Here is a 26,552-nt window from a genome sequence, read left to right on the forward strand (position 1 = left end):
CGTTCGGGAGAATAGTACGTCACAACCTGCCTCTTTCCGCCCTCGGTATGCTCTTTGGGGGTAAATCAGGAGAGGCGACAACTATCCTGACACCGGGGGGCCCCACCACTCGGCACCTCGCTTAGGCTCGGTGTGCCCGTAATCCGCCAGTGATTTGGGGGGCCGCCGCCACGCGCCATCCATGGCGCGGGGCGGCTAAACCGGCATCCCTGCCGGTTTACCCCCCAAATCCCTGTCGAATTCCGGCCAGCGTGGTTTAACGGGGCGCCTAAGATCAAAAGCAGATCAAGAGCAAGATCAAGAGCAAGATCAAGAGCGACTCGCTTCGCATCATGGTTACCGTTGACGGCTACAACTAAAAAGTTGTGTAGACACCTATGCTGCGATGAGGCCCTGAAATTCAACACAGTGGCCTGCATTGAAATGCAAAAAGCCCCGCCATTCACATGGCGGGGCTTTTGTTTTTCAGCCTGTCACTCAGACCTGGGGGTCGCCCACGTGCAGGATCTTCATGCCATTGGTGCCACCTGTGGTGTGGTAGCTGTCGCCCTTGGTCAGGATGACCCAGTCGCCTTTCTCCACGACGCCGCGTTTGACCAGCTCGTCGATCGCCTTCTGGCTGACTTCGTTCGGCGCCAGTGACGCCGGATCGAACGGGATGGTGTACACGCCACGGAACATGGCCGCGCGGGCCTGGGCTTCGCGGTGTGGGGTGAACGCGTAGATCGGCACCGAGGAGCGGATGCGCGACATGATCAACGGCGTGTAGCCACTTTCGGTCAAGGCGATGATGGCCTTAACACCCGGGAAGTGGTTGGCGGTGTACATGGCAGCCAGGGCGATGCTCTGGTCGCAGCTTTCGAAGACCTTGCCGATGCGGTGGCTGGAGGTCTTGCTGGTCGGGTGCTTTTCGGCACCGACGCAGATACGCGCCATGGCCTGCACGGCCTCCAGCGGGTAAGGGCCGGCGGCACTTTCAGCCGAGAGCATCACGGCGTCGGTGTAGTCGAGCACGGCGTTGGCCACGTCGGACACTTCGGCACGGGTCGGCATCGGGTTCTGGATCATCGACTCCATCATCTGGGTCGCAACGATCACAGCTTTGTTGTGACGGCGTGCGTGCAGGATGATCTTCTTCTGGATACCGATCAGCTCGGCGTCACCGATTTCCACGCCCAGGTCGCCACGGGCAACCATCACGGCATCGGAGGCCTTGATCAGGCCGTCGAGAGTTTCATCGTCGGCCACGGCTTCAGCACGTTCGATCTTCGCTACCAGCCAGGCGGTACCGCCGGCTTCGTCGCGCAGCTTACGGGCGTATTCCATGTCGGCGGCGTCGCGCGGGAAGGACACGGCGAGGTAGTCCACTTCCATTTCGGCGGCGAGCTTGATGTCAGCCTTGTCTTTTTCAGTCAGGGCCGGCGCCGTCAGGCCACCACCGCGACGGTTGATGCCTTTGTGGTCGGACAGCGGGCCGCCGATGATCACGGTGCAGTTCAGTTCGGTCGGCGTGGCAGTGTCGACGCGCATCACCACACGGCCGTCGTCCAGCAGCAGTTCGTCACCGACGCCGCAGTCCTTGACCAGGTCCGGGTAGTCGATGCCCACCACGTCCTGGGTGCCTTCGGTCAGCGGGTGGCTGGTGGAGAAGGTGAACTTGTCACCGATCTTCAGCTCGATCCGCTTGTTGGTGAATTTGGCGATACGGATTTTCGGGCCTTGCAGGTCGCCCAAGAGTGCAACGAAGCGGCCATGCTTGGCGGCCAGGTCACGCACCAGCTTGGCGCGAGCCTTGTGCTCGTCCGGGGTGCCGTGGGAGAAGTTCAGACGGGCGACGTCCAAACCAGCCAGAATCAGCTGTTCGAGGACTTCCGGCGAGTTACTGGCCGGGCCAAGGGTGGCGACGATTTTGGTACGACGGACGGACATGCACGGACTCCTGAGTTCAAGCGCTGGGGAAGGCTACTATGCTCTTTCGTTGTAGTCATTGTTCGTTTGCACTACTTATCGACGATTGGCTTGTTTTGGCTGCGGTTGAATGGGCAAACGCCTTGAAGATTTTCGACCAGGGGTCGATACACTGCACAAGACAGGAGAACCCCATGCGAATTTTGCTCGTTGCTGCCCTGGCCGTCAGTGTTGTCGGCTGTACCCGCTGGTCGATGGACCACCATTTGAACAACGCTTACCGCGCCTATGGGGTAGGTGATTGTGAGCGTGTCACCCTGGAGTTGTCCCAGGTCGATCGCGAGAGCCGTACCCGCCGCTACGTGCAACCGGAGGTTTCGATGTTGCGCGGGCAGTGCCTGGAGCGCCAGAAACTGTTTGTCGATGCCGCACAGACCTATCAGTTCATCATCGGCCACTACCCGTCTAGCGAATACGCCTATCGAGCCCGCGCGCGGCTCGATACCTTGCAGCAACTGGGGCATCTACCGGCTGCAGGCCTGGCAAAACCAAGGCCTGCGTCGTTGTAATGGTATTTGTCGCTTCATGGCTGGCCTGTCGCCAGTCTTGCGCTAATCTTTGAATGTCTGTTTGTGCAGTTTCCCATTCGAACGGATGCAAAGCCCGGACTCGGCAGCTGTTTGGTGACAAGCGGTACCTGTTGTCACCCCGAGATCCAGGGAGAGCGAGCGATTGCTTGTTCCGAATCACTGGCACGGCCAGATTTTTGGCTATTGGATGGCGACTTCACCATGTTTACTGAACGAAGGATCGAACGGCATCAACTGCCGTATTTTCTGCAGGTGTTCAATCGTATTACTGACAAGCCAATCGGCTATCTTGGAAATGTGTCTGAAGACGGTCTGATGCTGATCAGCTCGTTACCCATGATGACCGAGGTGGAGTTCGAGCTACGCTTGAAAGTGCCGGTTTCGCAAGGCGAGTTCAAGGCGATTGACCTCACGGCAACCTGCTTGTGGAGCCACGAGGATGTCACCCCGCAGCATTACGACTCGGGGTTCAGCGTGCTTGAGGCACCCGAAGAGTACCGGCACCTGATCAACGCGCTGTTGCAGTACTTCAGCTTTTATCCTTTGCAGGCCTCAGTCTGAATTATGCGTAGGGTCGCGACCATTTCCTGGCCATGACCCTGCGCAGTCATCCTCAGAATACCCCGGCTTTTTTCCACTCCAGGTAGCGCGTGACCAGCCCGGCACCCAGCGCCGATGGCAAGGTATCCAGCACCGAAAGCCCATGGGCGCTCAAGCGATCATGGCGTTGGTTGCGGGTGTTGAGGTAATCGACCGTGCCGCTGTAAGCCAGGGCCTCGGGCAATGTCTGCACAGGCGCCTGGCGCAGTTGGTCAAGGACCTCTTCCCGTAGACTGGCCACCAATACCCGGTGATGCCTGCCGATACGCTGGACGGCAGCCATCAAAGCTTCATCCTCCTCATCCCGCAGGTTGGTGACGATGATCACCAGCGCGCGGCGTTTTTGACGTGCCAGCAACTGGCTGGCGGCCGCCTGGTAGTCGGCGGTTTTTCGCGTGGTCTGCAGGTCGTAGACCGCATTGAGCAACAGGTTCAATTGGCCACTACCCTTGACCGGCTTCAGGTAGCGCGGCTGGTCGCTGGCGAACGTGCACAGCCCTACCGCATCGCCCTGTCGCAAGGCGACGTAGCTCAGCAGCAGGCAGGCATTGAGGGCGTGGTCGAAATGGGACAGTTCATCATCCTGGCTGCGCATGTGCTGGCCGCAATCGAGCATGAACACGATTTGCTGGTCGCGTTCATCCTGGTATTCCCGGGCAATGGGCGTTCGTTGGCGGGCGGTGGCTTTCCAGTCGATCTGGCGCAGGCTGTCACCTTCACGAAACTCGCGCAGTTGGTGAAATTCCAGGCCCAATCCTCGCCGCTGATGTTGGCGCACACCCAGTTGGCTCAGCCAGTTATCCACACCCCGCAACTGCGCACCGTATAAACGTGCGAAATCCGGGTAAACACGGGTGGCATTGTGGGTTTCGACCCAGCGTCGTGCCGACCACAGCCCCAGTGGGCTTGGCAGCAGCAGTTCACAGCGACTGAAATGGAAGTGCCCGCGCCGCAAGGGGCGCACGCGATAGCCCAGCTCAGCACGTTCACCGGGGCGTAGTTGAATGGATTGAGGCAGGTTCTCCTCACCCAGGCCATCGGGCACGTGATCGAACACCTGCACAGTCAGTGGCTGTTTATAGTCGTGCTCCAGGCACAGGCGTATTTCTTCCCAGCGCCCCAGTGCCAGGCTGCCGGGCAATGCCCTGTACACGCGGGCCGAGGGACGGCGACGCAAGCGTGCGGCATCCAGCATCGCCAACAGCAACAGGGCCAGCAGCAGGCCCCAGGCCACGGAATGCAAGGTGGCGGGCACTTTCAACTGCAACGCTGCCGAGGCGCCTAACAGGGTGCTCAGTCCGAGCAGGACGCTCAGCCAGGTCAGGAGCAGACGGGTCGGTTTCATGGCCGCGTCATTGCCTTGGTGCTGCAATCTGGTCGAGTAACTGTTGGAGCACCTGGTCGACTTCCAAGCCGTCGATGTCCAGTTCTGGTGCGATGCGTACCCGGTGACGCAGTACCGCCAGGGCGCAGCCCTTGATGTCATCGGGGGTGACGAATTCGCCACCGCGCAACAGCGCACGGGCACGGGCACCGCGTACCAGAGCGATGGAGGCCCTGGGGCCGGCACCGATGGCCAGCCCCGGCCAACTGCGCGTGGCACGGGCCAGGCGCACGGCGTAGTCGAGCACCTGCTCATCCAACGGCAGGTCACTGGCAATTTGCTGCATCCGTACTACGTCCTCGGCTTGCAGCACGGTACGTAACGGCTGCACCTCCAACATGTCTGCCTTGGACGAGCGAGTCACTTCGCGGACCATATCCAGCTCTTGTAGAGCATCCGGGTAGTCCATTCGCACCTTGAGCATGAAGCGGTCCAACTCGGCCTCGGGCAGTGGGTAGGTGCCCTCTTGCTCGATGGGGTTCTGGGTCGCCAGCACCATGAAGGGTTGGCCGATGGGTAATGCTTCACCCTCCAGTGTCACTTGGCGTTCCTGCATGGCCTCCAGCAGCGCTGCCTGGGTCTTGGCGGGTGCACGGTTGATCTCGTCGGCCAGCAACAGGTGGGTGAACAACGGCCCCTTGCGCAGTTTGAACTGTTCGGTCTGCAGGTCGTAAACGGCGTGGCCGGTGACATCGCTGGGCATCAGGTCCGGGGTGAACTGGATACGCGCGAAATCACCGCCAAAGCAGCGGGCCAGGGCCCGTACCAGCAAGGTCTTGCCCAGGCCAGGCACGCCTTCGAGCAGTACGTGGCCGCCTGCGATCAGGGCGGTGAGCACGTCGTCAATCACCGGGTCCTGGCCAATCACAGCCTTGCGCAATTCCACGCGCAGCGCCTGGGCCTGCTGGCTGGCATGCTGAAGGTTTTCGGCGGTCAGTGGAGAGTCGCTCATAAGGCATTCCTGAGGGTTTGCAGGTGCGCCACCTGTCGGCTGAAGTCGGCGCTGGAAAGCCGCTTCAGTGCAACGGGCTCAAGCGCCTGGCTGATGATGTGAGGGGGTTGTCGCGTAAGGTGTTCCAGCACTTGGCGTTGCTCTGACGCATCGAGGTGTTCGAACCCGGGATGGCGTCGCCGGGCTGCGCGCAGAATGTCGTGTTGCAAGGCTTGCAACAATGTGCCCTGGCCGCTGCGGCGCAATAGGAAATCCGCGCTGGCCTTCAAGTGTTCCTGCAGTTGGCGACGAGCCTTGGGAGCCGGTGCCTGGATCGGGCCCTGGCGCATGCCTGCCTGCCACAGCCCCAAGGCAAGCAGCGCAACCAGGGCGACGAGGGCCTGGGGGAAATAACGGAGCAACAGGGTAAACAGATCGTCCGTGTCGCTGTTGAACAGCAAGGTGACGTCAGTGCCCTGGTTCAGGTACCACAGCAACCAGGCGTTATCATGGTTGCCGATATCTGCGGTTTTCCATAGGTCGCTGTCGGTGATCACCGTTACGCGGCCTTGCCCCAGGTCAAGTTGCATCAGGTGGCTGGACTTGGCGCTGTTGGCGGAAAACTGCGCCAGGTGCTTGGGGTCGGTGAGGTTGAAGTCGGTGTCAAAACTGAAATACGCCGGTGCGGTTTCGTTGTCGACATAGAGCTTGGTCAGATCCGGTTTGGTTTTTTTACGCGGTGGCACGGGTTCGTCGAAGGTGTCGCTCAAGGTTTGACGGATGGTGAGGCGATCAAGCAGCAGGTCACCGCTCGTGCCGGCTTCTTCATCCCATAATGCCTCGGCGACCAGGAGCAGGTGGCCACCGGCTTTTGCCCAACCCAGCAGTTGTTCGACCTGGCGTGGGGTCATGTTGCTGCGCTCTCCCAGCAACAACAGGCTATGGTCTTTGGCGGGCAGTTCGGTGAGTCGTTCAAGGCCCTTGGCGTGTGCCACGACCAAGCCTTGCTGGCGTAGAAAGTGCTCGGCGGCCAGATAGGGATTGGCGCGAGCCTCTGGCGACGGGCCCCGGTCAACCACTTCGTCGTATGGAATTGCCTTGTGCCAGGCATATAAGCCGCCCGCACCCAACAGGCACGCCAGCAACAGCGCTGTCCACAATAACGCCCGGTTCATTGGCTCGCTCCGTCACTGAAAAGAGCACGCCAGTCGCTGCACAGTTTTTGTTGGGCTGAAGAAGGCGGCAGGCGGTGACCATAGGCCAGGTTTTGCCAGTGGCGTGTCAGTTCATCGCTGAACGCCAGTAATTGCGGTTGTTGCAAACGATGAACGCGCTCCAGTACCTGCCCCTCGGTATCGGCGCTTGTCAGTGGCAGGTCGAACTCGTGCAACAGCCGGCTGAGCAACCCGCGATACAGCAGGCCAAGGGCTTCCCGTGGCCGGGTGGGCCATAGCTGTTCGGCGGTGCTGGCGATGTCTTTGGGCAATGTCTCGGCGCCCAGCTCCAACCCGAACAACTGAGTGGGAGCGGATGAGGGGGCGGTAGTGCGAGTGGGCCCAAGGCGGCTGACGAACGTGCGCAACCATTCACGGTAACGCCAGCACACCAGGGCCAGGCCGCCAATCACAAGGCTCCAGAGCAGTATTTCCAAAGTTTTGGCGACGTATTTGAAGGTGTCGCTGTTAAGGTTGTCGAGCAGTGCCTGGAGCCAGCCAGGTAATTTGCCGTCGCCCTTGGCCTTGTTTTTAACCGGCGTTTTTTCTTCGCCAAACCGATAGCGTGTGACGGTTTCCGGGTTCTTGAAAGGTGGCTTTTCCAGCAGTGCCTGGATGGATTGGCTGGCGGCCTGGGTGCTGAGGGGCTTAGGGGCTGTGGTTTCATCTGCCATGGTCGGTGGGCTGATGTGTAGCAACGCCAGGCCAACGACCAGCAACAACAGTGGTGCAACGTTGCTCAGGCGCTGGCGCAGGCGACGGAATACCAGTTCCAGGTCCCAGGCCTCCAACACCGTGCGGCGGTTGAGGTACAGGCTGAAGCCACAGGCGACGTAGATGGGTTCCCAGAACACCAGGACCAGGGCATAGAAGGCATTGCTCAGGTGCTCAAGCCAAAGTACGTCCGAGCCTGACGCCAATATCAGCCGTTGCCAGTCCCAGTCCAGTTCCACCTGTTGCGGGATGAAGAGATAGAACAGGGCCATGCCGCCAAACCACAGGCCGATTTCCAGGTGCACGCCGATCGTCGTCAGCCAGCGTGCGGCGCCAGCGTTACGTTGCAGCAACACCCCAAGACGTCGTTGACGTGCGTCACCGTCCAGGCCTTCCAGTTGGCTGACGGGCAGGGTGAAGCTGCGACTCATGCTCAGCCGCCGCCAGGTCAGGCTGGCGAACAGTTGCCCTTTGAGCAATTGCGGCCAATGGCGAACGGCCTGTTTGAGGCTGGGAGGCTCACCAAACAGGGCCTTGGACAGAATGTACAGCGGCAAGCGGTCGAAGGCAGGCTTGAGCCACCAGAACAGGAACATGGCCAAAGACGGGTAATTCCAGAGCAATACCGTCAACAAGATGAATACCGGCAGGCTCACCAGTGCCCAACTGCTCATCAGCAGGAAACGGTGTTCCCTGGCCATCAGCACACCCAGGTCCATGGCTTCCCAGGACGTGCGCGGGCGAATCACCACGCTGGCGTCAGTCAGGCGCATGGCGACTCCGCCCGGCCAGGGACAGGTAAGCGGCCACCAGCAGCCAGAGCGCGGCGCCTACTGCGTATTTGATCCAGGGCTCGATGCGAGTGGTTGACGACCAGTAGGCTTCGATAAAGGCTGCGATCAACAGGAAAACCATGACACCGCAAAGCATCCGTATGCTTTTGCGGGCGGCCAGGCGCAGGGCCTCGCTGCGCGCCAAGCGCCCGGGGGCAACCAGTGACCAGCCCAGTTGCAAACCTGCGGCACCGGCCAGCGTGATGGCGCTCAACTCGAATGCGCCGTGACCAATGACAAACGACCAGAAGGTCTGGCCATAGCCAATGTCGGTAAGGTGCCCGGAAACTGCACCTATGACCAAACCATTGAAAATCAGGAAGAACACACTGCCCAGGCCGAACAGCAGGCCGGCGGCAAAGGTCTGGAAGGCGATGCCGATGTTGTGCATCACGTAATAGCCAAACATCATCCAGTCTTCGCTGGCGGCACGTTCGGCAGCACGGCCCAGACGGCTGGCGTCGGGGTTGTACATGCCCTGCATCTCGGCCACCTGCTGGGGGCTGATGATGCTGTAGACAAGGTCCGGGAACAGGTACACCAGCAGGGCTATCCCCACCAGGCTGCCAAAGAACAGCAGGCCAGCGATCAGCACGAAGCGCCATTGTTCGCGTACCAGGCGCGGGAAGTCGGCGAGAAGAAACGCCAGTATGTTTGCCGTCAGTTGGCTGCGATGGCGATACAGTTGTTGATGGCCGCGCAGTGCCAGTTGTTGCAACGGGTCGACCAGGTAACTGCTGTAGCCGCGTTGCTGAGCCAGGGCCAAGTGTTGGCACAGGCGTCGATATTGATGCGGGAAGTCGGCAACATCGGCGGCCTTGGCTTTACCTTGTTCCAGTTGCGTCAACTGCTCGGCGAAGGTTTGCCATTGGTGCTGGTGGCGGCTTTCAAAAAGGCTCTGCTTCATGTCGGCCCCAACAAACCACGGGCTACACCGTTGAGTTGCTCCACGGCACGCGGCGCAGACACCTGCAGGGGTACTGCGAGGATGGCGGCCAGTTCATGCACCCGTTCGGCCGAGAGCTCGGCCTGGCGTTCGGCGAAACCGAGGATGGCCCGCTGTTCGCTCAACTCCAGTGCGAAGGGCAGGCGCAGGGCGGGCGCTTGAGGGATGCTTGGGCGTACCAGCGGCAATTCCCGGTAGACCACCAGCGTACCGGCGGCCAGGTCGCCGAGCCGCTTGAAGTGCGGATGCTGCAGGCAACTGATCGCGCCGAGGAAATAACCGAAGGGCAGCATGTCGACAAAACGCAGCAGGTTGCGGATCAGCGATGCCGACCAGCCAATGGGCGTGCCGTCATCCTGTACCACGCGCAGCCCCATGACCTGCTTGCCTGGCGAGCAGCCCTGGTTGAGCACTTCGAACAACACCATGTACCACCAGCTCACCAGGAACAGCAGCAGCGAACCCAGCCCGATCCCCACATTGCCGAGCAGCGCCAGCGGCACCAGCAGGATACCCATGATGATCCCGCGCACGCCCAGGTCGAATGCAAAGGCCAATGCCCGCGAGGGCAGGCCAGCAGGGCGCAGGGGCAGGTCGATGCCCTCGGGCGTTTCTATCTGATAGTGGGTATCCAAAGGCGTTGATGGCATTGCGATCCTTGGCAGTGCGAAGCGGCTTAAGAGACACGGATGCTAGCAGTGTCGACGATGGAAGCAACCACCCGAGGTTTTTCTGGATATTTATACAGTAAGGTATCGCTGGCCCCGAACGCCTTGCAGCGCCTAGACTTTGTCGGTCTTCAGCACAGGAATAGCCCGTGACCTCGATTTTCTGGTACGACTATGAAACCACCGGCATCAACCCGCGCAACGATCGCCCGCTCCAGGTAGCCGGTATCCGCACCGACCTTGAGCTCAATGAGGTCGGTGCGCCGATCAACCTTTATTGCCAGCCCAGCGACGATATCCTGCCTCATCCGGCAGCGTGTGCGATCACGGGCATTACGCCGGCTATCCTCGCCGAGAAGGGCCTTGCCGAAGCCGATTTCATGACTCGGGTGCACGCCGAACTGGCCGCGCCAGGTACCTGTGGCGCCGGCTACAACACCTTGCGATTCGACGATGAAATGACGCGCTACAGTCTGTACCGCAATTTTTTCGACCCCTATGCGCGCGAGTGGCAGGGCGGCAACAGTCGCTGGGACTTGATTGATGTGATGCGCACCGCCTACGCCCTGCGGCCGGAGGGCATCAACTGGCCCGAGCAGGACGGGCGTGTGACCCTCAAGCTCGAACGCTTGACCGAGGCCAACGGCATCGACCATGGCCAGGCCCATGATGCGTTGTCGGATGTGCGTGCAACCATCGCCCTGGCGCGGTTGGTCCGGGAGAAACAACCGAAGTTGTATGAATGGTTGTTTCAATTGCGTAGCAAGCAGCGGGTCATGGATCAGGTGCGGTTGCTGCAACCGATGGTGCATATCTCGGGGCGTTTTTCTGCCGAGCGCCATTATCTGGGCGTGGTCTTGCCCCTGGCCTGGCACCCGCGCAATCGCAATGCCTTGATCGTCTGTGACCTGGGGCTCGATCCACAAGGACTGCTGGACCTTGATGCGGCGACCCTGCGTCAGCGTCTTTACACGCGCCGCGATGAGTTGGCCGAAGGTGAGCTGCCGGTTCCGCTCAAGCTGCTGCATATCAACCGCTGCCCGGTGGTTGCGCCGTTGAAGGTGCTGCGCCCGCAAGACCTTGAGCGCCTGCAACTGGATAAGGAGGCTTGCCTCGCGCGGGCGCTGCGGCTAACTGACGCACAGGAAGTTTGGCGGGACAAGTTAGCGGCCATTTATGCTGAGGAAGACTTTGCGTCGAACGCGGACCCGGAGCAGCAGCTCTATGATGGTTTTATAGGTGACCGTGACCGCCGTTTATGTGAGCAAGTTCGCATGGCAGAGCCCGCGCAATTAGCCCGTCAGCAGTGGCCGTTCGATGATCATCGTTTGCCGGAATTATTATTTCGCTACCGGGCGCGTAACTTTCCTGAAACCTTGAACAATGAGGAGCAACAACGCTGGAAACTTTTCTGTCAGCAACGTTTGTCGGATGCGCAGTGGGGGGCGCCGAATACCCTGTTGGCATTTAAGCAGGCGCGTGAGGAGTTGGCGGTTAGTGCTACATCGTTTCAGTGCCAGGTGCTGGCGCAATGGCAGGACTATGTGGATTCATTAGCGGCGCGCCTGAATCTGTAGGCGCATAACTACAGAATATTCAGACAATAAAAAACGCCAGCAAGCTGGCGTTTTTCATGTGTGACGTATCGGGTGAACGTCCGACCGGGCTTAGCCCAGCAGGGTTGCCCAACCTTCAACTACGTCACCGCCCCACTTGGCTTTCCACTCTTTCAGAGTTTTGTGGTTGCCACCTTTGGTTTCAATCACTTCGCCGTTGTGTGGGTTTTTGTATTGCTTGACCTTGCGGGCACGCTTGGTGCCGGTAGTTTTCACAGCGCCGCGCGGTGCTTTAACTTTCGACTCTGGATCCAGCAGCGCGATGATGTCACGCAGGGATTTGGAGTATTCACCCATCAGGGTGCGCAATTTGCCTTCGAATTCCAGCTCGGTTTTCAGCTTGTCGTCTTCGGACAGGTTCTTCAAACGGGCTTGCAGCTCTTTGATAGCTTCTTCGGTGGCGCGGTATTCGTTGATCAGTGACATGTGGACTACCTTATGTAGAACGCTGAATGACAGGGTGAGTGGCCTAATAATAGTCAGGCAATTTCATCAAGTAAACATTTAAGACGGTATTTAGGTGAATGACATTGAATGTGTGTGAGAAAACCTGGCCGATGAGTTAATTAGTAAGCGTTAAGCGCAAAGATAATCGCGTTAATTTTTTGCTACCGGCCTCAGCATGCCGTTGTACCGTCATATAGCGGTGGTAAAACCTTACACGATTAAGGGGTGTTACCACGGCCATGCCTCAAGATAAGGTGCAAGGGAATACTGCAGTTTTTCCGCGTAATCGCTAGAATAGCGGCCTTTGTGAAGTTCTGGAGTTTCCCCCTAATGCGCACTTTTCGGCTGGTGATTGCTTGCCCGGACCGGGTTGGCATCGTTGCCAAGGTCAGTAACTTTCTGGCTTCCCATAATGGCTGGATCACCGAGGCGAGCCATCACTCGGACAATCTCAGTGGTTGGTTTTTCATGCGTCACGAAATCCGTGCCGATACGCTGCCCTTTGGCCTGGAAGCCTTCCGCGAGGCGTTTGCGCCGATTGCCGAAGAGTTTTCGATGACCTGGCACATCACCGACACCGAGCAGAAGAAACGCGTGGTGCTGATGGCCAGCCGCGAATCCCACTGCCTGGCAGACCTGCTGCACCGCTGGCACAGCGACGAACTCGATTGCGAGATTGCTTGCGTGATCTCCAACCACGACGACCTGCGCAGCATGGTCGAATGGCATGGCATCCCTTATTACCATGTGCCGGTCAACCCACAGGACAAGGAGCCGGCATTTGCCGAGGTGTCGCGCCTGGTCAAGCAGCATGACGCGGATGTGGTGGTGCTGGCGCGCTACATGCAAATCCTGCCACCGGAACTGTGCCGCGAATACGCTGGCAAGGTGATCAACATCCACCACAGCTTCTTGCCATCCTTTGTCGGTGCCAAACCGTATCACCAGGCTTCCCTGCGTGGCGTGAAGCTGATTGGTGCAACCTGCCACTACGTGACCGAAGAGCTGGATGCCGGCCCGATCATCGAGCAGGACGTGGTGCGCGTCAGCCACAGCGACAGTATTGAAGATATGGTGCGGTTCGGCCGTGACGTCGAGAAGATGGTGCTGGCCCGTGGCCTGCGCTATCACCTGGAAGATCGCGTGTTGGTGCACGGCAACAAGACCGTGGTCTTCTGACCCGGCGATTGTGATTGAAAGACACAGGGGCCTGGAGGTAAAACTCTCCAGGCCCTTTTTTATTTCTGTTTCAGGAGATTCCCATGAGCGATCCGCTGGATAAAGCCACCTCACGGGCACCTGCTACCTTGGGCGAGGGCTGTTTGAGTCGTTACGACCCGGACGCGCTGGATGCCGAGGATGGTACTGATTTTCCAGGCGCGGCGCGTTTATGGGAACAGACACTGGCGCAGGCCCCGTCGCCTGCCGTCCCCGAAAAAGACGCTTGAGCAGCGGTTTGCCGACCATCAATAGAAACACTGGCGCACCGGCCAGCAAATAGAAGTAGTAGGTCACCGCTCGCCAGATCAGAATCGCCGCCGCCGCTGTGGATGTGCCCACCATGGGCGCCAGCAGTGCCGCTGACGTCAATTCCGCAGCGCCGGCCCCGCCAGGCGCCAGGCTGAACTGCCCCGCAGTCAGGGATAACATCTGGATCAGAAAGCTCCAGGCCCACTGCACCTCGCCTCCCAACCCGCGCAGCGCCAGGTACAGCACGCTGTAACGCAGCAGCCAATGCAGGCTGGTCAGCACAAAGACCCCCAGCAAGGTGCTCCGGGGTAGTTTCAGGGTGGCGCTGAACGCCGCAAGAAAACGTAGCGACCGGCGTGCCCAGCGTCGGCGGGTGGTAGCGCCGACCTTCATGGCCTTGAGTGCCAAACCCGCCAGGCGAATCAACCGCCGGTGAAAATGCACCACGGCCCAGCCACTGATCACCCCACCCACCATCGACACGGCGCTGAGCCCCAGCAACCACTCCAGGCGCGGGCTGAGGCTATGGAACAGCGCATACAGCAAGATCCCCACCAGTGCGCAGAGAAAAAACACCAGGTCGCTCAATTGGTCCATGGCGAACACCGCGCTGCCATGGGCGGGGCGGATACCATTGCGCGCCAGCAGGGCCATCAGGGTCAACGGCCCGCCGCTGCCGCCGGGAGTTGCACACATGGCGAATTCAGTGGATATCACCACACCAAGGCTTTTGAGCGGCCCTAACTGGCCGCGATACTCGCCAAGCAACAGGCGGATGCGCAGGCTGTTGATCAGCCAGCAGCCGATGATCATGGCGAACATCCCCAGCAACTGGGGCAACGGAAACTGGCGCAGGCGCGCAATGCTTTCGCCGCCGCCCAGCCATACCGGAATGGCCAGTGCCACCAAGAGGGCCAGCACCAGCCAGATCAGTCGACCCATGGCTGCGTCGCCAGCCAGGCGGCCTTGGTTTGGGGGACGCGCCCTGTGCTGAGCAGGCGCTGCAGGGTATGCAACCAATAATCGCGGGAAAACCTGTGGCGCATGTCCACCGGGTGCAATCCCAGTCGGATCAGCGGAGCCTCCTGCCAACGCTGTTCACGGCGGTCGCTGAGGACTTTTGACAATCCGCGGCGCCAGGCACTGCGGGCGCTCCACACCAGGCCCGGGGCGTCGATGGGGGTGAAGTCCGGCAGGCGATAAAGATGGTGTGGGTCGCTGGTGTAGCTCAGCGGCAACTGGCGCAATGCCTGCCGGGTGCCATCGCTCATCAACCAGGCGGGCGCAACAAAGCCCTGCAGCGGCCAGCCATTGCGCTGGAATACCTCAATGCCGGCGGTCAGCCGCCGCAACGCCTCAGCCTCGGACAGCTGGTAAAACTCGCCTTCGTGGGTATAGATGCGTCGCATAAACCATTCTTTTGGCGTACGCGGCCGAGGTTGGTCGTCGCAATGGTAATAACCATGCAAGGTGAGTTCATCGCCCTTGGCGACACGGCTGTCGAGCAGGCGCCGAAAATCACGGTGGGCGGCCAGGTCGTCATGGTGATGGAAGTCCGGCACCACCAGCCACGTGATGGGCACGTCGCCCAGTGCATCGACGGCCTCGACGAAGGGCCGGTAGTCGGCCCAGGTGTGCGGTGCCACGTCGTGCAGTACCAGCATCAGCGCGCGCTCAGCCATGGGCGAGCATCGGTTCATGGCTGCCCAGTACGGCGTAGTAATGCCCCAGCAGGCTGTCGACTACCGTGTCCCACGCATAATGCTGCTCGACATGGCGCCGAGCCTGAGCACCCAGGCGTCGGCAGTCGGTACTGAACAGCTCGCGCACCGCATCGGCCATGGCCTTGGGGTTGTTGGGCGCGCACAGCAGGCCACAACGCTCGTCGACAATCTCGGTAAAGGCCCCGGCTGCCACGGCGACCACCGGAATGCCGCAGGCCATGGCTTCCAGGATCACCAGGCCGAAGGTCTCCTGGTCGCCGCCATGCAGTAAGGCGTCGGCGCTGGCCATCAGCCGCGCAACATGCTGGGCAGGGCGGAATCCATCGACCACGGTGACATTGTCCGGCACGCTGGCCGGCATGCCGGAGCCCACCAGCAGCAAGTGGTAACCATCTCCCAGGCGCTTCATGCAGTTGAGCAGCACCGGCAGGTTTTTCTCCTTGGAGCCGCGCCCGGCGAAGATCAGTAGCCGAGTGTCTTCGCCAATCCCCAGTTCGGCGCGCAGGCCGGGGTCACGTACCTCAGGGGTGAAAGTTTGCAGGTCTACACCCAACGGTTGCACGAAGACATTTCTGACGCCAAGCCCGGTGAGTTTGTCGGCCATTACCTGGCTGGGGGCGAGCACTCGGTCAAAATTCCCATAGAGTTTGCGCACATAGGCTTCAACATTGGGGGTAAACCAAGGCCCCATGCGGTTGCTCACCAGCAGTGGCAGGTCGGAGTGGTAAAAGCCGATGACCGGCACATCCAATTGGCGTCGGGCATCCAGTGCGGCCCAGGCGGTCAGGTAAGGGTCACCGACTTCGATCAGATCGGGCTGCAAATCGTGCAGGACATTTCGCCAGGGCGCCAAGCGAAGGGGGAAGCGATAGCCTTTGCCGAAGGGCAGGGCGGGCGCCGGTACTTTGAAGATGCCGTCCTGCTCGCTCAAGTGTGCACCGGGTATCAACAGGCTGTGGCGAATGCCCGGTTTGAGCGCCAGACGCCGGTGCTTGGCGTCAAGGTAAGTGCGTACGCCACCGCTGGCCGGGGCGTAGAACATGGTTATGTCAGCGATATGCACGATGAACATCCCTCCGATCCATTGCTCTCCCTAGATGGACCTGAGGTAAGGATAGATGTTCGGTTTAGATTCGCAGCATGACGGTGGCGGGAGCGGACAAACAGCACGCTGTAGGAGCGAGCTTGCTCGCGAAAAACTCACAGACTCCGCGTTTCTTCAGGCAGCCCGCGTTATCGTTGACGTTTTTCGCGAGCAAGCTCGCTCCTACAGGTGGATTAAGGTGGGGGGACCTCAGATCCGGAAGCTGCCCACCAATTGCTTCAGGCGCGAGGCCTGTTGTTCCAGGTCCGAGCAGGCGCGCAGGGTCGATTGCAGGTTTTCCACCCCTTCCTGGTTGAGGGTGTTGATCTCGGTGATGTCCATATTGATCGACTCCACCACCGAGGTCTGTTCTTCAGTGGCGGTGGCGACCGACTGGTTCATACCGTCGATCTCGCCAATGCGCTGGGTCACGCTGTTCAAGCGCTCGCCGGCCAGGTTGGCGATTTCCACGCTGTCCAGGCTGTGGCGTTGGCTTTCGCTCATGGTTGTCACCGAGTCCCGGGCACCCACCTGTAGCTCTTCGATCATCGTCTGCACCTGTTGCGCCGACTCTTGAGTGCGATGGGCCAGGTTGCGCACTTCATCGGCTACCACCGCAAAGCCACGCCCGGCTTCCCCGGCGCGCGCCGCTTCGATCGCCGCGTTGAGCGCCAGCAGGTTGGTTTGCTGGGAAATGCTGGTGATCACTTCAAGGATCTGGCCGATATTCACCGTTTTGCTGTTAAGTGCTTCGATATTGGTGCTTGAGGTGCTGATCATGCTGGATAACTGCGTCATCGCTTTGATATTGCGTTCAACCACCTGCTGGCCGTCTTCGGCCAGATGCCGTGCATCGCTGGCCTGACTGGAGGCTTGGGCGGCGTTGCGTGCGATCTCCTGGGCCGCGGCCCCCAGTTGGTTGATGGCGGCGGCGACGCTGTTAGTGCGGTTGGCCTGTTCGTCGGAGTTGACCATCGACGAGTTTGAGGCACTGACCACCCGCAGGGCCACTTCATTGACGTGCTCGGTCGCTGAAGACACTTCGCGAATCGAGGTATGAATGCGCTCGACGAAGCGGTTGAAGGCATTGCCCAGGGTGCCGAATTCATCATTGTTCTGGATGGTCAGGCGGCGGGTCAGGTCGCCTTCACCGTCGGCAATGTCCTGCATGGCCCGGGTCATCAGGTGCAAAGGTTGCAGCAAGACGCGGATGAGCATGCCGAGTAGGGCGATGATGATCACCACCGCGATGATCGTGGCGATCACCGCCGAGGTGCGAAACTCACTGAGCATGGCGAAAGACTTGTCTTTATCCACCGAAACGCCCAGGTACCAGTTCACCGATGGCAGGCCCTTGATCGGTGTGAACGTCACGATATTGGTCTTGCCATTGGCTTGCACTTCGCTGAAGTCGCCGCTGATCTTCGGTGTGTCTTTTGGATAAACGTCCGCCAGGGTCTTCATCACCAGGGCTTTATCGGGGTGCACCAGCACTTTGCCGTCGGCGCTGACCAGGAACGCATAACCCATGCCGCCAAAATCCAACGCGCCGATGTTATCCACCAGGGTCTGCAGGCTCAGGTCGCCGCCGACTACGCCGATGCTCTGGCCACCCTTGGCGCTGGGTGTGGCGACAGAGATGATCAGTTGCCCGGTCGCCGCGTCGATATAGGGTTCGGTCAGGGTCGAACCGTTACTGGCCTGGGCGCCTTTGTACCAGGGGCGAACACGCGGGTCGAAGCCGTCGGGCATCTTGGTGTCGGGGCGGATAGTGAACGCGCCCTGGCTGTCACCGACGTAGGTGGCCATGAATGACGAGGTCAGCGCTTTCTGCTCCAGCAGGCTGGCGACGACGGTTTTTTCAGGGTTGATGGCGATGTTCTGTGCGGCGTTTTCCACCAGGGCGATACGCCCGGTGAGCCAGGTCTGGATGTTGCTGGCGGTGACGTCGCCCATCTCATGCAGGTAGTTATTGAGGTCGTCACGAATCGCGTTGCGCTGCAGGTAGTCGTTGTAGAGGGTAAACAACGCGAAAGCGGCGATGACGATAAGGGAGGCTGCAAGCAGGATCTTGTGGCTGAAGCGCAGATTTTTGTTCATGGCTTGAAGGGTCCGCTAAGGTCTTAATATCCGAGGCGCATCCTATGCGGGAGGCGCAAAATGGCAGCGTCAAAAAAGGTGTGGTATTTCTGGTGATAGCTCCGTTGGTCCATATCGGAATTATCTGACCGTTTTTTAGTCTTTGTCGGGCTTACATCCGTCTATATCGACCTCGCGGCACTAAAGATTAACCATAGGTGACGAAATGCCTGACTCCACACAACTGCTTATCGGTGCCGGCCTTGACGGCCAGCCCATCGCCCAGTCCATGCGCCTGGCCAACCGTCATGGGTTGATCGCCGGCGCCACGGGCACCGGCAAGACCGTCACCTTGCAGCGCCTGGCGGAAGCCTTCAGTGATGCGGGTGTGGCGGTGTTCGCTGCCGACATCAAAGGCGACCTCTGCGGCCTGGGCGCCGCCGCCAACCCCCAGGGCAAAGTGGCCGAGCGCATCGCCGGTATGCCCTTCCTTAATTACACGGCTCAGGCGTACCCGGTCACCCTGTGGGATATCCACGGCCAATCCGGTCATCCGTTGCGCACCACCATCAGTGAAATGGGCCCGCTCTTGCTCGGCAGCCTGTTGGAACTCACCGACAGCCAGCAATCGGCGCTCTATGCGGCATTCAAAGTGGCCGACCGCGAAGGCCTGTTGCTGCTGGACCTCAAGGACCTCAAGGCACTGCTCAATCACCTGCGCTATCACCCGGAACTGCTGGGCGAAGACGCCGCCTTGATGACCACCGGTTCCAGCCAGGCCTTGTTGCGGCGCCTGGCAGTGCTGGAGCAGCAGGGCGCCGAAGCCTTGTTTGGCGAGCCGGCCCTGCAACTGGAAGATATTTTGCAGCCCGCCAGTGATGGGCGTGGGCGCATCCACCTGCTGGACGCCAGCCGCTTGGTGCATGAAGCGCCGAAGGTCTACGCGACCTTCCTGTTGTGGCTGCTGGCAGAGTTGTTCGAACAATTGCCGGAACGCGGCGATGCCGACAAACCGTTGCTGGCGTTGTTTTTCGACGAGGCGCACTTGTTGTTCGCCGATACGCCAAAAGCTTTGCAGGAGCGCCTGGAGCAGGTGGTGCGCCTGATCCGTTCCAAAGGCGTCGGCGTGTATTTCGTCACCCAATCGCCGGGCGACTTGCCGGATACGGTGCTGGCGCAGTTGGGCCTGCGCATCCAGCACGGTTTGCGTGCGTTCACTGCCAAAGAACAGAAATCCTTGCGGGCAGTGGCGGACGGCTTCCGGCCCAACCCAACGTTCGATACCTTGTCGGTGCTCACAGAGTTGGGCACCGGTGAGGCATTGGTGGGAACCTTGCAGGAAAAAGGCACGCCGGAAGTCGTCCAGCGCGTACTGGTTGCTCCTCCGCAATCGCGGATCGGGCCGCTCACCGAAGCCGAACGTAAAGCGTTGATTGCCAGTTCGCCGCTGTTGGGGCGCTATGACAAACCGGTGGATCGTGAGTCTGCCTATGAAGTGTTGATGGCCCGCAAGGAACTTGGGCCTGCCGAGCAGGCCGCTCCGGCCGCCGAAGAGCCGAGCTTCACCGACAAGGCGGGTGCCTTCCTGGGGACCACGGCGGGCAAGGCGTTGAAGTCAGCCATGCAGCAGGCCGCCAATCAGATGGGGCGCCAGTTGGTGCGTGGTCTGCTGGGTTCGTTATTGGGCGGCAGCAAACGCAAATAGCGTTTCAGGCTTTGGGCCGGGCATGGGCGGCCAGCCGTTCCAGGGCGGCGCGCAAGCCCGGGTCGTTGATCCCTTCGGCGGTGGCCTGAAGGGGTTCGGCGGCCGTTTCCGACAGGGCCATGGTATGCCCCACTGCGCTTTGCGGCACGGTGGGTGGCTGTACCTTGAACTGAATGCGCGTCAAGCCGGCGAATTCTTCAAACGCCATCAACTGGCGCTGCAAGCGTTTTTGCTGATAACGCAAGCGGGTGGCCCAATGACCATCAGTGACAATTAATAGCAGATTGCCTTCGCGCCAGGACGCCACATGACAGTGCTCACGTGCGGCAGGTTGCAGCTGGCTTTCCAGCAGGCGTTGCAAATGGCCCAGGCGTTTGGCATGGCCAAAGATGGCTTTCAGCGGTTTGGCTTCGCGGAGCAACACGCCGGGGGCGCGGGCTGCGAGAGGGCGAAATGCCATGTTTAGACACCTTAGGTAACAGAGCCGCTATCTTAGCAGAAAGCGCCTGCACAGCCCGAGGCTCTGCGTTGCTACAGCTTTTTCCGCGAAATCAATAAGTAACTTCTGCGTCTGATGGGTTGAAGTTCCAGCAAAAGCCCTTATTTTAAACAAGCCCTCTCATAGCGCCGCGCCTGCATCGGGAAACAACGTTACTTTCCTCACCCACGATTCCGGGTAGAATGCGCGTTCGCAATGCGGCCGTGAGGGCTGCTCGGGCCACTCACGGTGCGCCCTCCATCCCTATGTGTGGAAGAACCTGCCGATATGTTTGCGCCTTTGTTAAAGAAACTTTTTGGAAGCAAGAATGAGCGCGAAGTCAAACGCATGCTCAAGACGGTGCAGCTGGTCAATGCCTTCGAAGAGCAGATGGTTGCTCTGTCGGACGAGCAATTGCGCGCCAAGACCCAAGAGTTCAAGGCCCGCATAGCCAAAGGTGAAACCCTCGACAAGCTGCTGCCCGAGGCCTTCGCGGTCGCCCGCGAAGCCGGTAAGCGCGTCATGGGCATGCGCCACTTCGACGTCCAGTTGATCGGCGGCATGACCTTGCATGAAGGCATGATTGCCGAAATGCGCACCGGTGAAGGCAAGACCCTGGTGGCAACCCTGGGCGTCTACCTCAACGCACTGTCCGGCAAGGGCGTGCACGTTGTGACGGTGAACGACTACCTGGCTCGCCGGGACGCCAACTGGATGCGCCCGCTGTATGAATTCCTCGGCCTGACCGTCGGCGTGGTAACGCCGTTCCAGCCGCCGGAAGAGAAGCGCGCCGCGTACGCCTGCGACATCACCTACGGCACCAACAACGAATTCGGTTTCGACTATCTGCGCGACAACATGGCGTTCAGCATGGATGAAAAATTCCAGCGTGAACTCAACTTCGCCGTGATCGACGAAGTCGACTCCATCCTGATCGACGAAGCCCGTACCCCGCTGATCATCTCCGGCCAGGCCGAAGACAGCTCGCGCCTGTACACCGAGATCAACAAGCTGATCCCGCGTCTGGAGCAGCACATCGAGGAAGTGGAAGGCGTGGTGACCAAAGAAGGTCACTTCACCATCGACGAGAAGACCCGCCAGGTCGAACTCAACGAAGCGGGCCACCAGTTCGTCGAAGAAATGCTCACCCAGATCGGCGAACTGGCCGAAGGTGAAAGCCTGTACTCGGCGCACAACCTGGGCCTGTTGACCCACGTGTATGCCGGCCTGCGTGCCCACAAGCTGTTCCACCGCAATGTCGAGTACATCGTGCAGGACGGTCAGGTCGTGCTGGTTGACGAACACACCGGCCGTACCATGCCCGGTCGCCGCCTGTCCGAAGGCCTGCACCAGGCCATCGAAGCCAAGGAACACCTCAACATCCAGGCCGAAAGCCAGACGTTGGCGTCCACCACCTTCCAGAACTACTTCCGTCTGTACAACAAGCTGTCCGGCATGACCGGTACGGCCGACACCGAAGCGTTCGAATTCCACCAGATCTACAACCTGGCCGTGATGGTCATTCCGCCGAACAAGCCGTTGGCGCGTAAAGACTACAACGACCTGGTGTTCCTGACCGCCGAAGAGAAATACGCGGCGATCATCAATGACATCAAGGATGGCATGGCCAAGGGCCGCCCGATCCTGGTGGGTACCGCCACCATCGAGACTTCCGAGCACGTGTCCAACCTGCTCAACAAGGAAGGTATCGAGCACAAGGTACTGAACGCCAAGTTCCACGAGAAAGAAGCCGAGATCATCGCCCAGGCCGGTCGCCCAGGCGCACTGACCATCGCCACCAACATGGCCGGTCGTGGTACCGACATCCTGTTGGGCGGCAACTGGGAAGTGGAAGTGGCCTCGCTCGACAACCCGACGCCTGAGCAGATCGCCCAGATCAAGGCCGACTGGCAGAAGCGTCACCAGGCCGTGCTGGAATCCGGTGGCTTGCAGGTGATCGCGTCCGAGCGTCACGAATCGCGTCGTATCGACAACCAGTTGCGTGGCCGTGCCGGTCGCCAGGGTGACGCCGGTTCCAGCCGTTTCTACCTGTCGCTGGAAGACAGCCTGATGCGTATTTTCGCATCGGACCGGGTGAAGAACTTCATGAAAGCCCTGGGCATGCAGTCCGGTGAAGCGATTGAGCACCGCATGGTGACCAACGCCATCGAGAAGGCCCAGCGCAAAGTAGAAGGCCGCAACTTCGACATTCGTAAGCAACTGCTCGAGTTCGACGACGTCAACAACGAACAGCGTAAAGTGATCTATCACATGCGTAACACGTTGCTGGCCGCCGACAACATTGGCGAGACCATCGCTGATTTCCGTCAGGACGTGCTCAACGCCACTGTCAGCGCCCATATCCCGCCACAATCGCTGCCTGAACAGTGGGATGTTGCCGGCCTGGAAGCGGCATTGAAGAGCGACTTCGGTGTGGACTTGCCGGTTCAGCAATGGCTGGACGAAGACGACCACCTGTACGAAGAAACCCTGCGCGAAAAACTGATGGCCGAGCTGCTGGCGGCGTACAACGAGAAAGAAGAGCAAGCGAGTGCCGAAGCACTGCGCACCTTCGAAAAACAGATCGTATTGCGCGTGCTGGATGACCTGTGGAAAGACCACCTGTCGACCATGGACCACCTGCGCCACGGTATCCACCTGCGTGGCTACGCCCAGAAGAACCCGAAGCAGGAGTACAAGCGCGAGTCGTTCACGCTGTTCTCCGAATTGCTGGATTCGATCAAGCGCGACTCGATTCGCGTGCTGTCCCACGTTCAGGTGCGTCGCGAAGACCCGATCGAGGAAGAAGCACGCCTGCGTCAGGAAGCCGAGGCCCTGGCGGCGCGCATGCAGTTCCAGCACGACGAAGCGCCGGGCCTGGATGCGCCTGAGGCATTGGGTGAAGAGGTCGATGTGGCCCTGGCGCAGACCCCGGTTCGCAATGACCAGAAGCTGGGTCGCAACGAGCTGTGCTACTGCGGTTCGGGCAAGAAATTCAAACACTGCCACGGCCAGATCGAATAAGATTTTCGCCTGACGCTGCAACACCCCGCGCCGCGACCGGCCTTTGCCGTCGCGGCGTTTTGCCATTAATTCCCACCGTCGATAGCGACGGCACAGACATCACCTATTTTTAAGGAGCGCATTCATGGCTGTTGGTCTTGGTCCTTTGCCCACGTTGCACCCGGTTGCCGGTTTTGAACTCGGTATCGCTTCGGCCGGCATCAAGCGCCCGGGGCGCAAGGATGTGGTGGTGATGCGCTGTGCGCAAGGCTCGACCGTGGCGGGGGGCTTTACCCTCAACGCCTTCTGCGCCGCGCCGGTGATTCTGGCCAAGCAGCGCGTGGCCGGTTCGATCCGTTACCTGCTGACCAACACCGGCAATGCCAACGCCGGCACCGGCGAGCCGGGCCTTGTCGCGGCGGCGCGCACCTGCGCCAAGCTGGCGCAGTTGACCGGCGTCGATGCCAGCCAGGTGCTGCCGTACTCCACCGGTGTGATCGGTGAGCCGCTGCCGGTGGAAAAAATCGAAGGCGCCCTGCAAGCCGCGCTCGATGATCTGTCTGTGGATAACTGGGCGGCTGCGGCCACCGGCATCATGACCACCGATACCTTGCCCAAAGGCGCGAGCCGTCAGTTCGTGCATGAGGGCGTGACCATCACCGTCACCGGTATCAGCAAAGGCGCAGGCATGATCCGCCCGAACATGGCCACCATGCTCGGCTATATCGCCACCGACGCCAAAGTTTCCCGCGATGTGCTGCAACGCCTGATGCTCGACGGCGCCAACAAGTCGTTCAACCGCATCACCATCGACGGTGACACCTCCACCAACGACTGCTGCATGCTGATCGCCACCGGCCAGGCCAACCTGCCGGAAATCACTTCTACCGAAGGGCCATTGTTCGCGGCGTTGAAGCAGGCAGTGTTTGAAGTGTGCATGGACGTGGCCCAGGCCATCGTGCGTGACGGCGAGGGCGCGACCAAGTTCGTTACGGTTGAAGTCAACGGCGGCGGCAACCACCAGGAATGCCTGGATGTGGGCTACACCGTGGCGCACTCGCCGCTGATCAAGACCGCGCTGTTTGCTTCGGACCCGAACTGGGGCCGTATCCTCGCGGCTGTCGGCCGTGCTGGCGTGCCGGACCTGGACGTGAGCAAGATCGACGTGTTCCTGGGTGACGTGTGCATCGCCAGCCGTGGCGCCCGTGCCGAAACCTACACCGAAGCCCAGGGCTCGGCAGTAATGCAGCAGGAAGAAATCACCATCCGTATCGAACTGGGTCGTGGTGACTGCAGCGAAACCATCTGGACCACCGACCTGTCCCACGAGTACGTGAAGATCAACGCGGAATACCGTACCTGAAAATGACCCTCCCCCTGTAGGAGCGAGCTTGCTCGCGAAAAACTCAATGCCATCGCGGTTATCCTGGATGCACGCGTTATCGTTGACGTTCTTCGCGAGCAAGCTCGCTCCTACAAAGGGCTACGACGAGAGGAAGCAGTGGCGTGAAACGAGTGCATGTAGCAGCAGCGGTGATCCGCGGTGTCGATGGCAGGATCCTGCTGGCGCGCCGTGCCGATACTCAGCATCAAGGCGGCCTCTGGGAGTTTCCGGGCGGCAAGGTGGAGGCCGATGAGTCGGTCGCCACGGCCTTGTCCCGTGAATTGCAGGAAGAGCTGGGCATCCAGGTCACCACGGCGCGGCCGCTGATCAAGGTGCAACATGACTACCCGGATAAACAGGTATTGCTGGATGTCTGGGAAGTCACGGCTTTTACCGGCGAGCCCCATGGCGCTGAAGGGCAGCCGTTGGCGTGGGTGGCACCGCGGGACCTGGTCAACTATGAATTCCCGGCGGCGAATGCGCCGATTGTCGCAGCGGCACGCTTGCCCGCCGAGTACCTGATCACCCCTGGCGAGCTGGAAACCCCGACGTTGTTGCGCGGTATCCAGAAGGCTATTGCCGGTGGCATCAAGCTGGTTCAATTGCGTGCCCCCAACGGTTACGACCCCAAATACCGTGACCTGGCGGTGGATGCGGTGGGCCTGTGTGCCGGCAAGGCGCAGTTGATGCTCAAGGGACCGTTTGAATGGCTGGGGGATTTCCCCGCTGCCGGCTGGCACATGACCTCGGCGCAGTTGCGCAAATACGCCAGTAAGGGCCGTCCACTGCCCAAAGACCGTTGGCTGGCGGCTTCGTGCCACAACGCTGAAGAGCTGGCCCTGGCAGAAATGATGGACGTGGATTTTGTCACCCTGTCGCCGGTGCAGCCGACCCAGACCCATCCCGATGCCCAGCCGTTGGGGTGGGAGCAGGCGCAGCAGTTGATCGCCGGGTTCAGCAAGCCGGTGTTTCTGTTGGGCGGGGTTGGGCCGGCGCAACGGGAGCAGGCTTGGGAGGCTGGTGCGCAAGGTGTGGCAGGTATTCGAGCGTTCTGGCCGCAGGTGTGATGGTGCGCTGACTGACCTCTTCGCGAGCAAGCCCGCTCCCACATTTGACCGAGTTCCACCATTGGAATGCGATCAAATGTGGGAGCGGGCTTGCTCGCGAAAGCGCCCGATCAAACACCGCAATGCTCAGTGTGGCTTGGCCGCCGCCTGCCACAACACCTCCGCAACACCTTGGCGTTTGGCAATCACCCTGGCCGCCACAAACAGCAAATCCGACAACCGATTGATGTACGCCAACCCCACACCCTCCAACGGTTCCACCGCATTCAGGTGCTGACAACGGCGCTCGGCGCTGCGCGCCAGGCTGCGGCACACATGGGCTTGAGCGATCAACGCTGAACCGCCAGGCAGGATGAAATTCTCCAGCGGCCCGACTTCCTCGTTCCAGCGATCAATCGCAGCCTCCAGCCGATCCACTTCCGCCGCATTCAACGCCTTGTACACCGGCATTGCCAGCTCACCGCCCAAGTCGAACAGACGATGCTGGCAAGGCGTGAGCACTTCAATCACGTCCTTCAACGCCGGGTGCTTGCCGCTTTGTTCTTCAAGGTTGGCCAACAGCAGGCCCAATTGGCTGTTCAGCGTATCCACTTCGCCAATCGCTTCCACGCGTGGATGGTCCTTGGGCACGCGGCGGCCGTCGCCGAGGCCGGTTTCGCCCTTGTCGCCGGTACGGGTGTAGATCTTCGACAGGCGAAAGCCCATGG

At 60.3% G+C, this 26,552-nt stretch carries 22 protein-coding genes and 1 pseudogene; 8 read left to right on the top strand and 15 right to left on the bottom strand.

Translation table 11 applies throughout. From position 1 onward, the window contains the following. Positions 1 to 477: 477 nt before the first annotated feature. Positions 478 to 1,929: a pyruvate kinase gene (gene pyk / locus CER19_RS07205; RefSeq protein ID WP_003193904.1), complete on the bottom strand. Its 1,452-nt coding sequence runs from the start codon at positions 1,927 to 1,929 to the stop codon at positions 478 to 480. A 173-nt stretch (positions 1,930 to 2,102) separates the two neighbouring features. On the opposite strand from pyk, the gene CER19_RS07210 reads away from it, so the two are divergent. Then, positions 2,103 to 2,477 (top strand): tol-pal system YbgF family protein, encoded by a 375-nt coding sequence (locus CER19_RS07210; protein WP_116665931.1) that lies wholly within the window; start codon positions 2,103 to 2,105, stop codon positions 2,475 to 2,477. A 222-nt stretch (positions 2,478 to 2,699) separates the two neighbouring features. Next, complete coding sequence (locus CER19_RS07215; protein ID WP_116665932.1) at positions 2,700 to 3,059, top strand: PilZ domain-containing protein; 360 nt, start codon at positions 2,700 to 2,702, stop codon at positions 3,057 to 3,059. Between the two features lie 52 nt (positions 3,060 to 3,111). Here the strand turns inward: CER19_RS07215 and CER19_RS07220 are convergent, their stop codons facing one another. Genes CER19_RS07220 through CER19_RS07245 form a run of 6 tightly spaced genes read right to left on the bottom strand, consistent with a single transcriptional unit; the run spans position 3,112 to position 9,770 of the window. Further along, positions 3,112 to 4,443: a DUF58 domain-containing protein gene (locus tag CER19_RS07220; protein WP_116665933.1), complete on the bottom strand. Its 1,332-nt coding sequence runs from the start codon at positions 4,441 to 4,443 to the stop codon at positions 3,112 to 3,114. Between the two features lie 7 nt (positions 4,444 to 4,450). Then, entirely contained in the window at positions 4,451 to 5,434 is a 984-nt protein-coding gene (locus tag CER19_RS07225) for a MoxR family ATPase (protein WP_116665934.1), read from the bottom strand. Further along, positions 5,431 to 6,588: a DUF4350 domain-containing protein gene (locus CER19_RS07230; RefSeq protein WP_116665935.1), complete on the bottom strand. Its 1,158-nt coding sequence runs from the start codon at positions 6,586 to 6,588 to the stop codon at positions 5,431 to 5,433. The genes CER19_RS07225 and CER19_RS07230 overlap by 4 nt, the downstream gene beginning before the upstream one ends. After that, entirely contained in the window at positions 6,585 to 8,114 is a 1,530-nt protein-coding gene (locus CER19_RS07235; protein WP_116665936.1) for a DUF4129 domain-containing protein, read from the bottom strand. Before CER19_RS07235 ends, CER19_RS07230 begins: the two co-directional genes overlap by 4 nt. Continuing rightward, a complete protein-coding gene (locus CER19_RS07240; protein WP_116665937.1) occupies positions 8,101 to 9,081 on the bottom strand; it encodes a stage II sporulation protein M in 981 nt (326 codons plus the stop codon). Before CER19_RS07240 ends, CER19_RS07235 begins: the two co-directional genes overlap by 14 nt. After that, a complete protein-coding gene (locus CER19_RS07245) occupies positions 9,078 to 9,770 on the bottom strand; it encodes an RDD family protein (protein WP_116665938.1) in 693 nt (230 codons plus the stop codon). The genes CER19_RS07240 and CER19_RS07245 overlap by 4 nt, the downstream gene beginning before the upstream one ends. 167 nt (positions 9,771 to 9,937) lie before the next feature. Between CER19_RS07245 and sbcB the strand changes: the two genes are divergently transcribed. Further along, complete coding sequence (gene sbcB, locus CER19_RS07250) at positions 9,938 to 11,365, top strand: exodeoxyribonuclease I (protein WP_116665939.1); 1,428 nt, start codon at positions 9,938 to 9,940, stop codon at positions 11,363 to 11,365. 90 nt (positions 11,366 to 11,455) lie between these two features. Here the strand turns inward: sbcB and mvaT are convergent, their stop codons facing one another. Further along, positions 11,456 to 11,830, bottom strand: a complete 375-nt coding sequence (gene mvaT, locus CER19_RS07255) for a histone-like nucleoid-structuring protein MvaT (protein WP_019821235.1) — start codon at positions 11,828 to 11,830, stop codon at positions 11,456 to 11,458. Positions 11,831 to 12,181: 351 nt separating this feature from the next. Between mvaT and purU the strand changes: the two genes are divergently transcribed. Beyond that, positions 12,182 to 13,030, top strand: coding sequence for a formyltetrahydrofolate deformylase (gene purU, locus CER19_RS07260; RefSeq protein WP_102061326.1), 849 nt, complete (start codon positions 12,182 to 12,184; stop codon positions 13,028 to 13,030). Between the two features lie 123 nt (positions 13,031 to 13,153). Here the strand turns inward: purU and CER19_RS07265 are convergent, their stop codons facing one another. The 5 genes and pseudogenes from CER19_RS07265 to CER19_RS29370 all read right to left on the bottom strand — a co-directional run. Continuing rightward, a complete protein-coding gene (locus tag CER19_RS07265) occupies positions 13,154 to 14,263 on the bottom strand; it encodes a lysylphosphatidylglycerol synthase transmembrane domain-containing protein (protein ID WP_116665940.1) in 1,110 nt (369 codons plus the stop codon). After that, positions 14,251 to 15,003 (bottom strand): DUF2334 domain-containing protein, encoded by a 753-nt coding sequence (locus CER19_RS07270; RefSeq protein ID WP_116665941.1) that lies wholly within the window; start codon positions 15,001 to 15,003, stop codon positions 14,251 to 14,253. Before CER19_RS07270 ends, CER19_RS07265 begins: the two co-directional genes overlap by 13 nt. Beyond that, positions 14,996 to 16,117, bottom strand: coding sequence for a glycosyltransferase family 1 protein (locus CER19_RS07275; protein ID WP_116665942.1), 1,122 nt, complete (start codon positions 16,115 to 16,117; stop codon positions 14,996 to 14,998). The genes CER19_RS07270 and CER19_RS07275 overlap by 8 nt, the downstream gene beginning before the upstream one ends. Before the next feature lie 222 nt (positions 16,118 to 16,339). Then, positions 16,340 to 17,104, bottom strand: coding sequence for a methyl-accepting chemotaxis protein (locus CER19_RS29365; protein ID WP_370694806.1), 765 nt, complete (start codon positions 17,102 to 17,104; stop codon positions 16,340 to 16,342). A 93-nt stretch (positions 17,105 to 17,197) separates the two neighbouring features. Beyond that, positions 17,198 to 18,229, bottom strand: a pseudogene (locus CER19_RS29370) (cache domain-containing protein); the annotation flags it as partial. A gap of 205 nt (positions 18,230 to 18,434) precedes the next feature. Between CER19_RS29370 and CER19_RS07285 the strand changes: the two are divergent. After that, entirely contained in the window at positions 18,435 to 19,913 is a 1,479-nt protein-coding gene (locus CER19_RS07285) for a helicase HerA-like domain-containing protein (RefSeq protein ID WP_047711675.1), read from the top strand. Between the two features lie 4 nt (positions 19,914 to 19,917). Here CER19_RS07285 and CER19_RS07290 read toward each other — a convergent pair whose 3' ends face one another. Beyond that, positions 19,918 to 20,373: a DUF721 domain-containing protein gene (locus tag CER19_RS07290; RefSeq protein ID WP_116665944.1), complete on the bottom strand. Its 456-nt coding sequence runs from the start codon at positions 20,371 to 20,373 to the stop codon at positions 19,918 to 19,920. Between the two features lie 306 nt (positions 20,374 to 20,679). Here CER19_RS07290 and secA point away from each other — a divergent pair, with 306 nt between their 5' ends. From secA to CER19_RS07305, 3 genes are all read left to right on the top strand, one after another. Beyond that, positions 20,680 to 23,415, top strand: a complete 2,736-nt coding sequence (secA, locus tag CER19_RS07295) for a preprotein translocase subunit SecA (protein WP_116665945.1) — start codon at positions 20,680 to 20,682, stop codon at positions 23,413 to 23,415. A 124-nt stretch (positions 23,416 to 23,539) separates the two neighbouring features. Beyond that, complete coding sequence (argJ, locus tag CER19_RS07300) at positions 23,540 to 24,757, top strand: bifunctional glutamate N-acetyltransferase/amino-acid acetyltransferase ArgJ (protein ID WP_116665946.1); 1,218 nt, start codon at positions 23,540 to 23,542, stop codon at positions 24,755 to 24,757. Positions 24,758 to 24,900: 143 nt separating this feature from the next. Further along, complete coding sequence (locus CER19_RS07305; RefSeq protein WP_116665947.1) at positions 24,901 to 25,845, top strand: Nudix family hydrolase; 945 nt, start codon at positions 24,901 to 24,903, stop codon at positions 25,843 to 25,845. Between the two features lie 126 nt (positions 25,846 to 25,971). Here CER19_RS07305 and CER19_RS07315 read toward each other — a convergent pair whose 3' ends face one another. Then, a complete protein-coding gene (locus CER19_RS07315; RefSeq protein ID WP_032895497.1) occupies positions 25,972 to 26,550 on the bottom strand; it encodes a cob(I)yrinic acid a,c-diamide adenosyltransferase in 579 nt (192 codons plus the stop codon). Positions 26,551 to 26,552 lie beyond the last annotated feature (2 nt).

The sequence above is a fragment of the Pseudomonas sp. GL93 genome, from assembly GCF_003408955.1.
Lineage (GTDB): Bacteria > Pseudomonadota > Gammaproteobacteria > Pseudomonadales > Pseudomonadaceae > Aquipseudomonas > Aquipseudomonas paracarnis.

Excerpts from the sequence above, each read along its gene's own strand:
- pyk (WP_003193904.1), bottom strand. The coding sequence starts at position 1,929 with ATGTCCGTCCGTCGTACCAAAATCGTCGCCACCCTTGGCCCGGCCAGT.
- CER19_RS07210 (WP_116665931.1), top strand. The coding sequence starts at position 2,103 with ATGCGAATTTTGCTCGTTGCTGCCCTGGCCGTCAGTGTTGTCGGCTGT.
- CER19_RS07215 (WP_116665932.1), top strand. The coding sequence starts at position 2,700 with ATGTTTACTGAACGAAGGATCGAACGGCATCAACTGCCGTATTTTCTG.
- CER19_RS07220 (WP_116665933.1), bottom strand. The coding sequence starts at position 4,443 with ATGAAACCGACCCGTCTGCTCCTGACCTGGCTGAGCGTCCTGCTCGGA.
- CER19_RS07225 (WP_116665934.1), bottom strand. The coding sequence starts at position 5,434 with ATGAGCGACTCTCCACTGACCGCCGAAAACCTTCAGCATGCCAGCCAG.
- CER19_RS07230 (WP_116665935.1), bottom strand. The coding sequence starts at position 6,588 with ATGAACCGGGCGTTATTGTGGACAGCGCTGTTGCTGGCGTGCCTGTTG.
- CER19_RS07235 (WP_116665936.1), bottom strand. The coding sequence starts at position 8,114 with ATGCGCCTGACTGACGCCAGCGTGGTGATTCGCCCGCGCACGTCCTGG.
- CER19_RS07240 (WP_116665937.1), bottom strand. The coding sequence starts at position 9,081 with ATGAAGCAGAGCCTTTTTGAAAGCCGCCACCAGCACCAATGGCAAACC.
- CER19_RS07245 (WP_116665938.1), bottom strand. The coding sequence starts at position 9,770 with ATGCCATCAACGCCTTTGGATACCCACTATCAGATAGAAACGCCCGAG.
- mvaT (WP_019821235.1), bottom strand. The coding sequence starts at position 11,830 with ATGTCACTGATCAACGAATACCGCGCCACCGAAGAAGCTATCAAAGAG.
- purU (WP_102061326.1), top strand. The coding sequence starts at position 12,182 with ATGCGCACTTTTCGGCTGGTGATTGCTTGCCCGGACCGGGTTGGCATC.
- CER19_RS07265 (WP_116665940.1), bottom strand. The coding sequence starts at position 14,263 with ATGGGTCGACTGATCTGGCTGGTGCTGGCCCTCTTGGTGGCACTGGCC.
- CER19_RS07270 (WP_116665941.1), bottom strand. The coding sequence starts at position 15,003 with ATGGCTGAGCGCGCGCTGATGCTGGTACTGCACGACGTGGCACCGCAC.
- CER19_RS07275 (WP_116665942.1), bottom strand. The coding sequence starts at position 16,117 with ATGTTCATCGTGCATATCGCTGACATAACCATGTTCTACGCCCCGGCC.
- CER19_RS29365 (WP_370694806.1), bottom strand. The coding sequence starts at position 17,104 with ATGGTCAACTCCGACGAACAGGCCAACCGCACTAACAGCGTCGCCGCC.
- CER19_RS07285 (WP_047711675.1), top strand. The coding sequence starts at position 18,435 with ATGCCTGACTCCACACAACTGCTTATCGGTGCCGGCCTTGACGGCCAG.
- CER19_RS07290 (WP_116665944.1), bottom strand. The coding sequence starts at position 20,373 with ATGGCATTTCGCCCTCTCGCAGCCCGCGCCCCCGGCGTGTTGCTCCGC.
- secA (WP_116665945.1), top strand. The coding sequence starts at position 20,680 with ATGTTTGCGCCTTTGTTAAAGAAACTTTTTGGAAGCAAGAATGAGCGC.
- argJ (WP_116665946.1), top strand. The coding sequence starts at position 23,540 with ATGGCTGTTGGTCTTGGTCCTTTGCCCACGTTGCACCCGGTTGCCGGT.
- CER19_RS07315 (WP_032895497.1), bottom strand. The coding sequence starts at position 26,550 with ATGGGCTTTCGCCTGTCGAAGATCTACACCCGTACCGGCGACAAGGGC.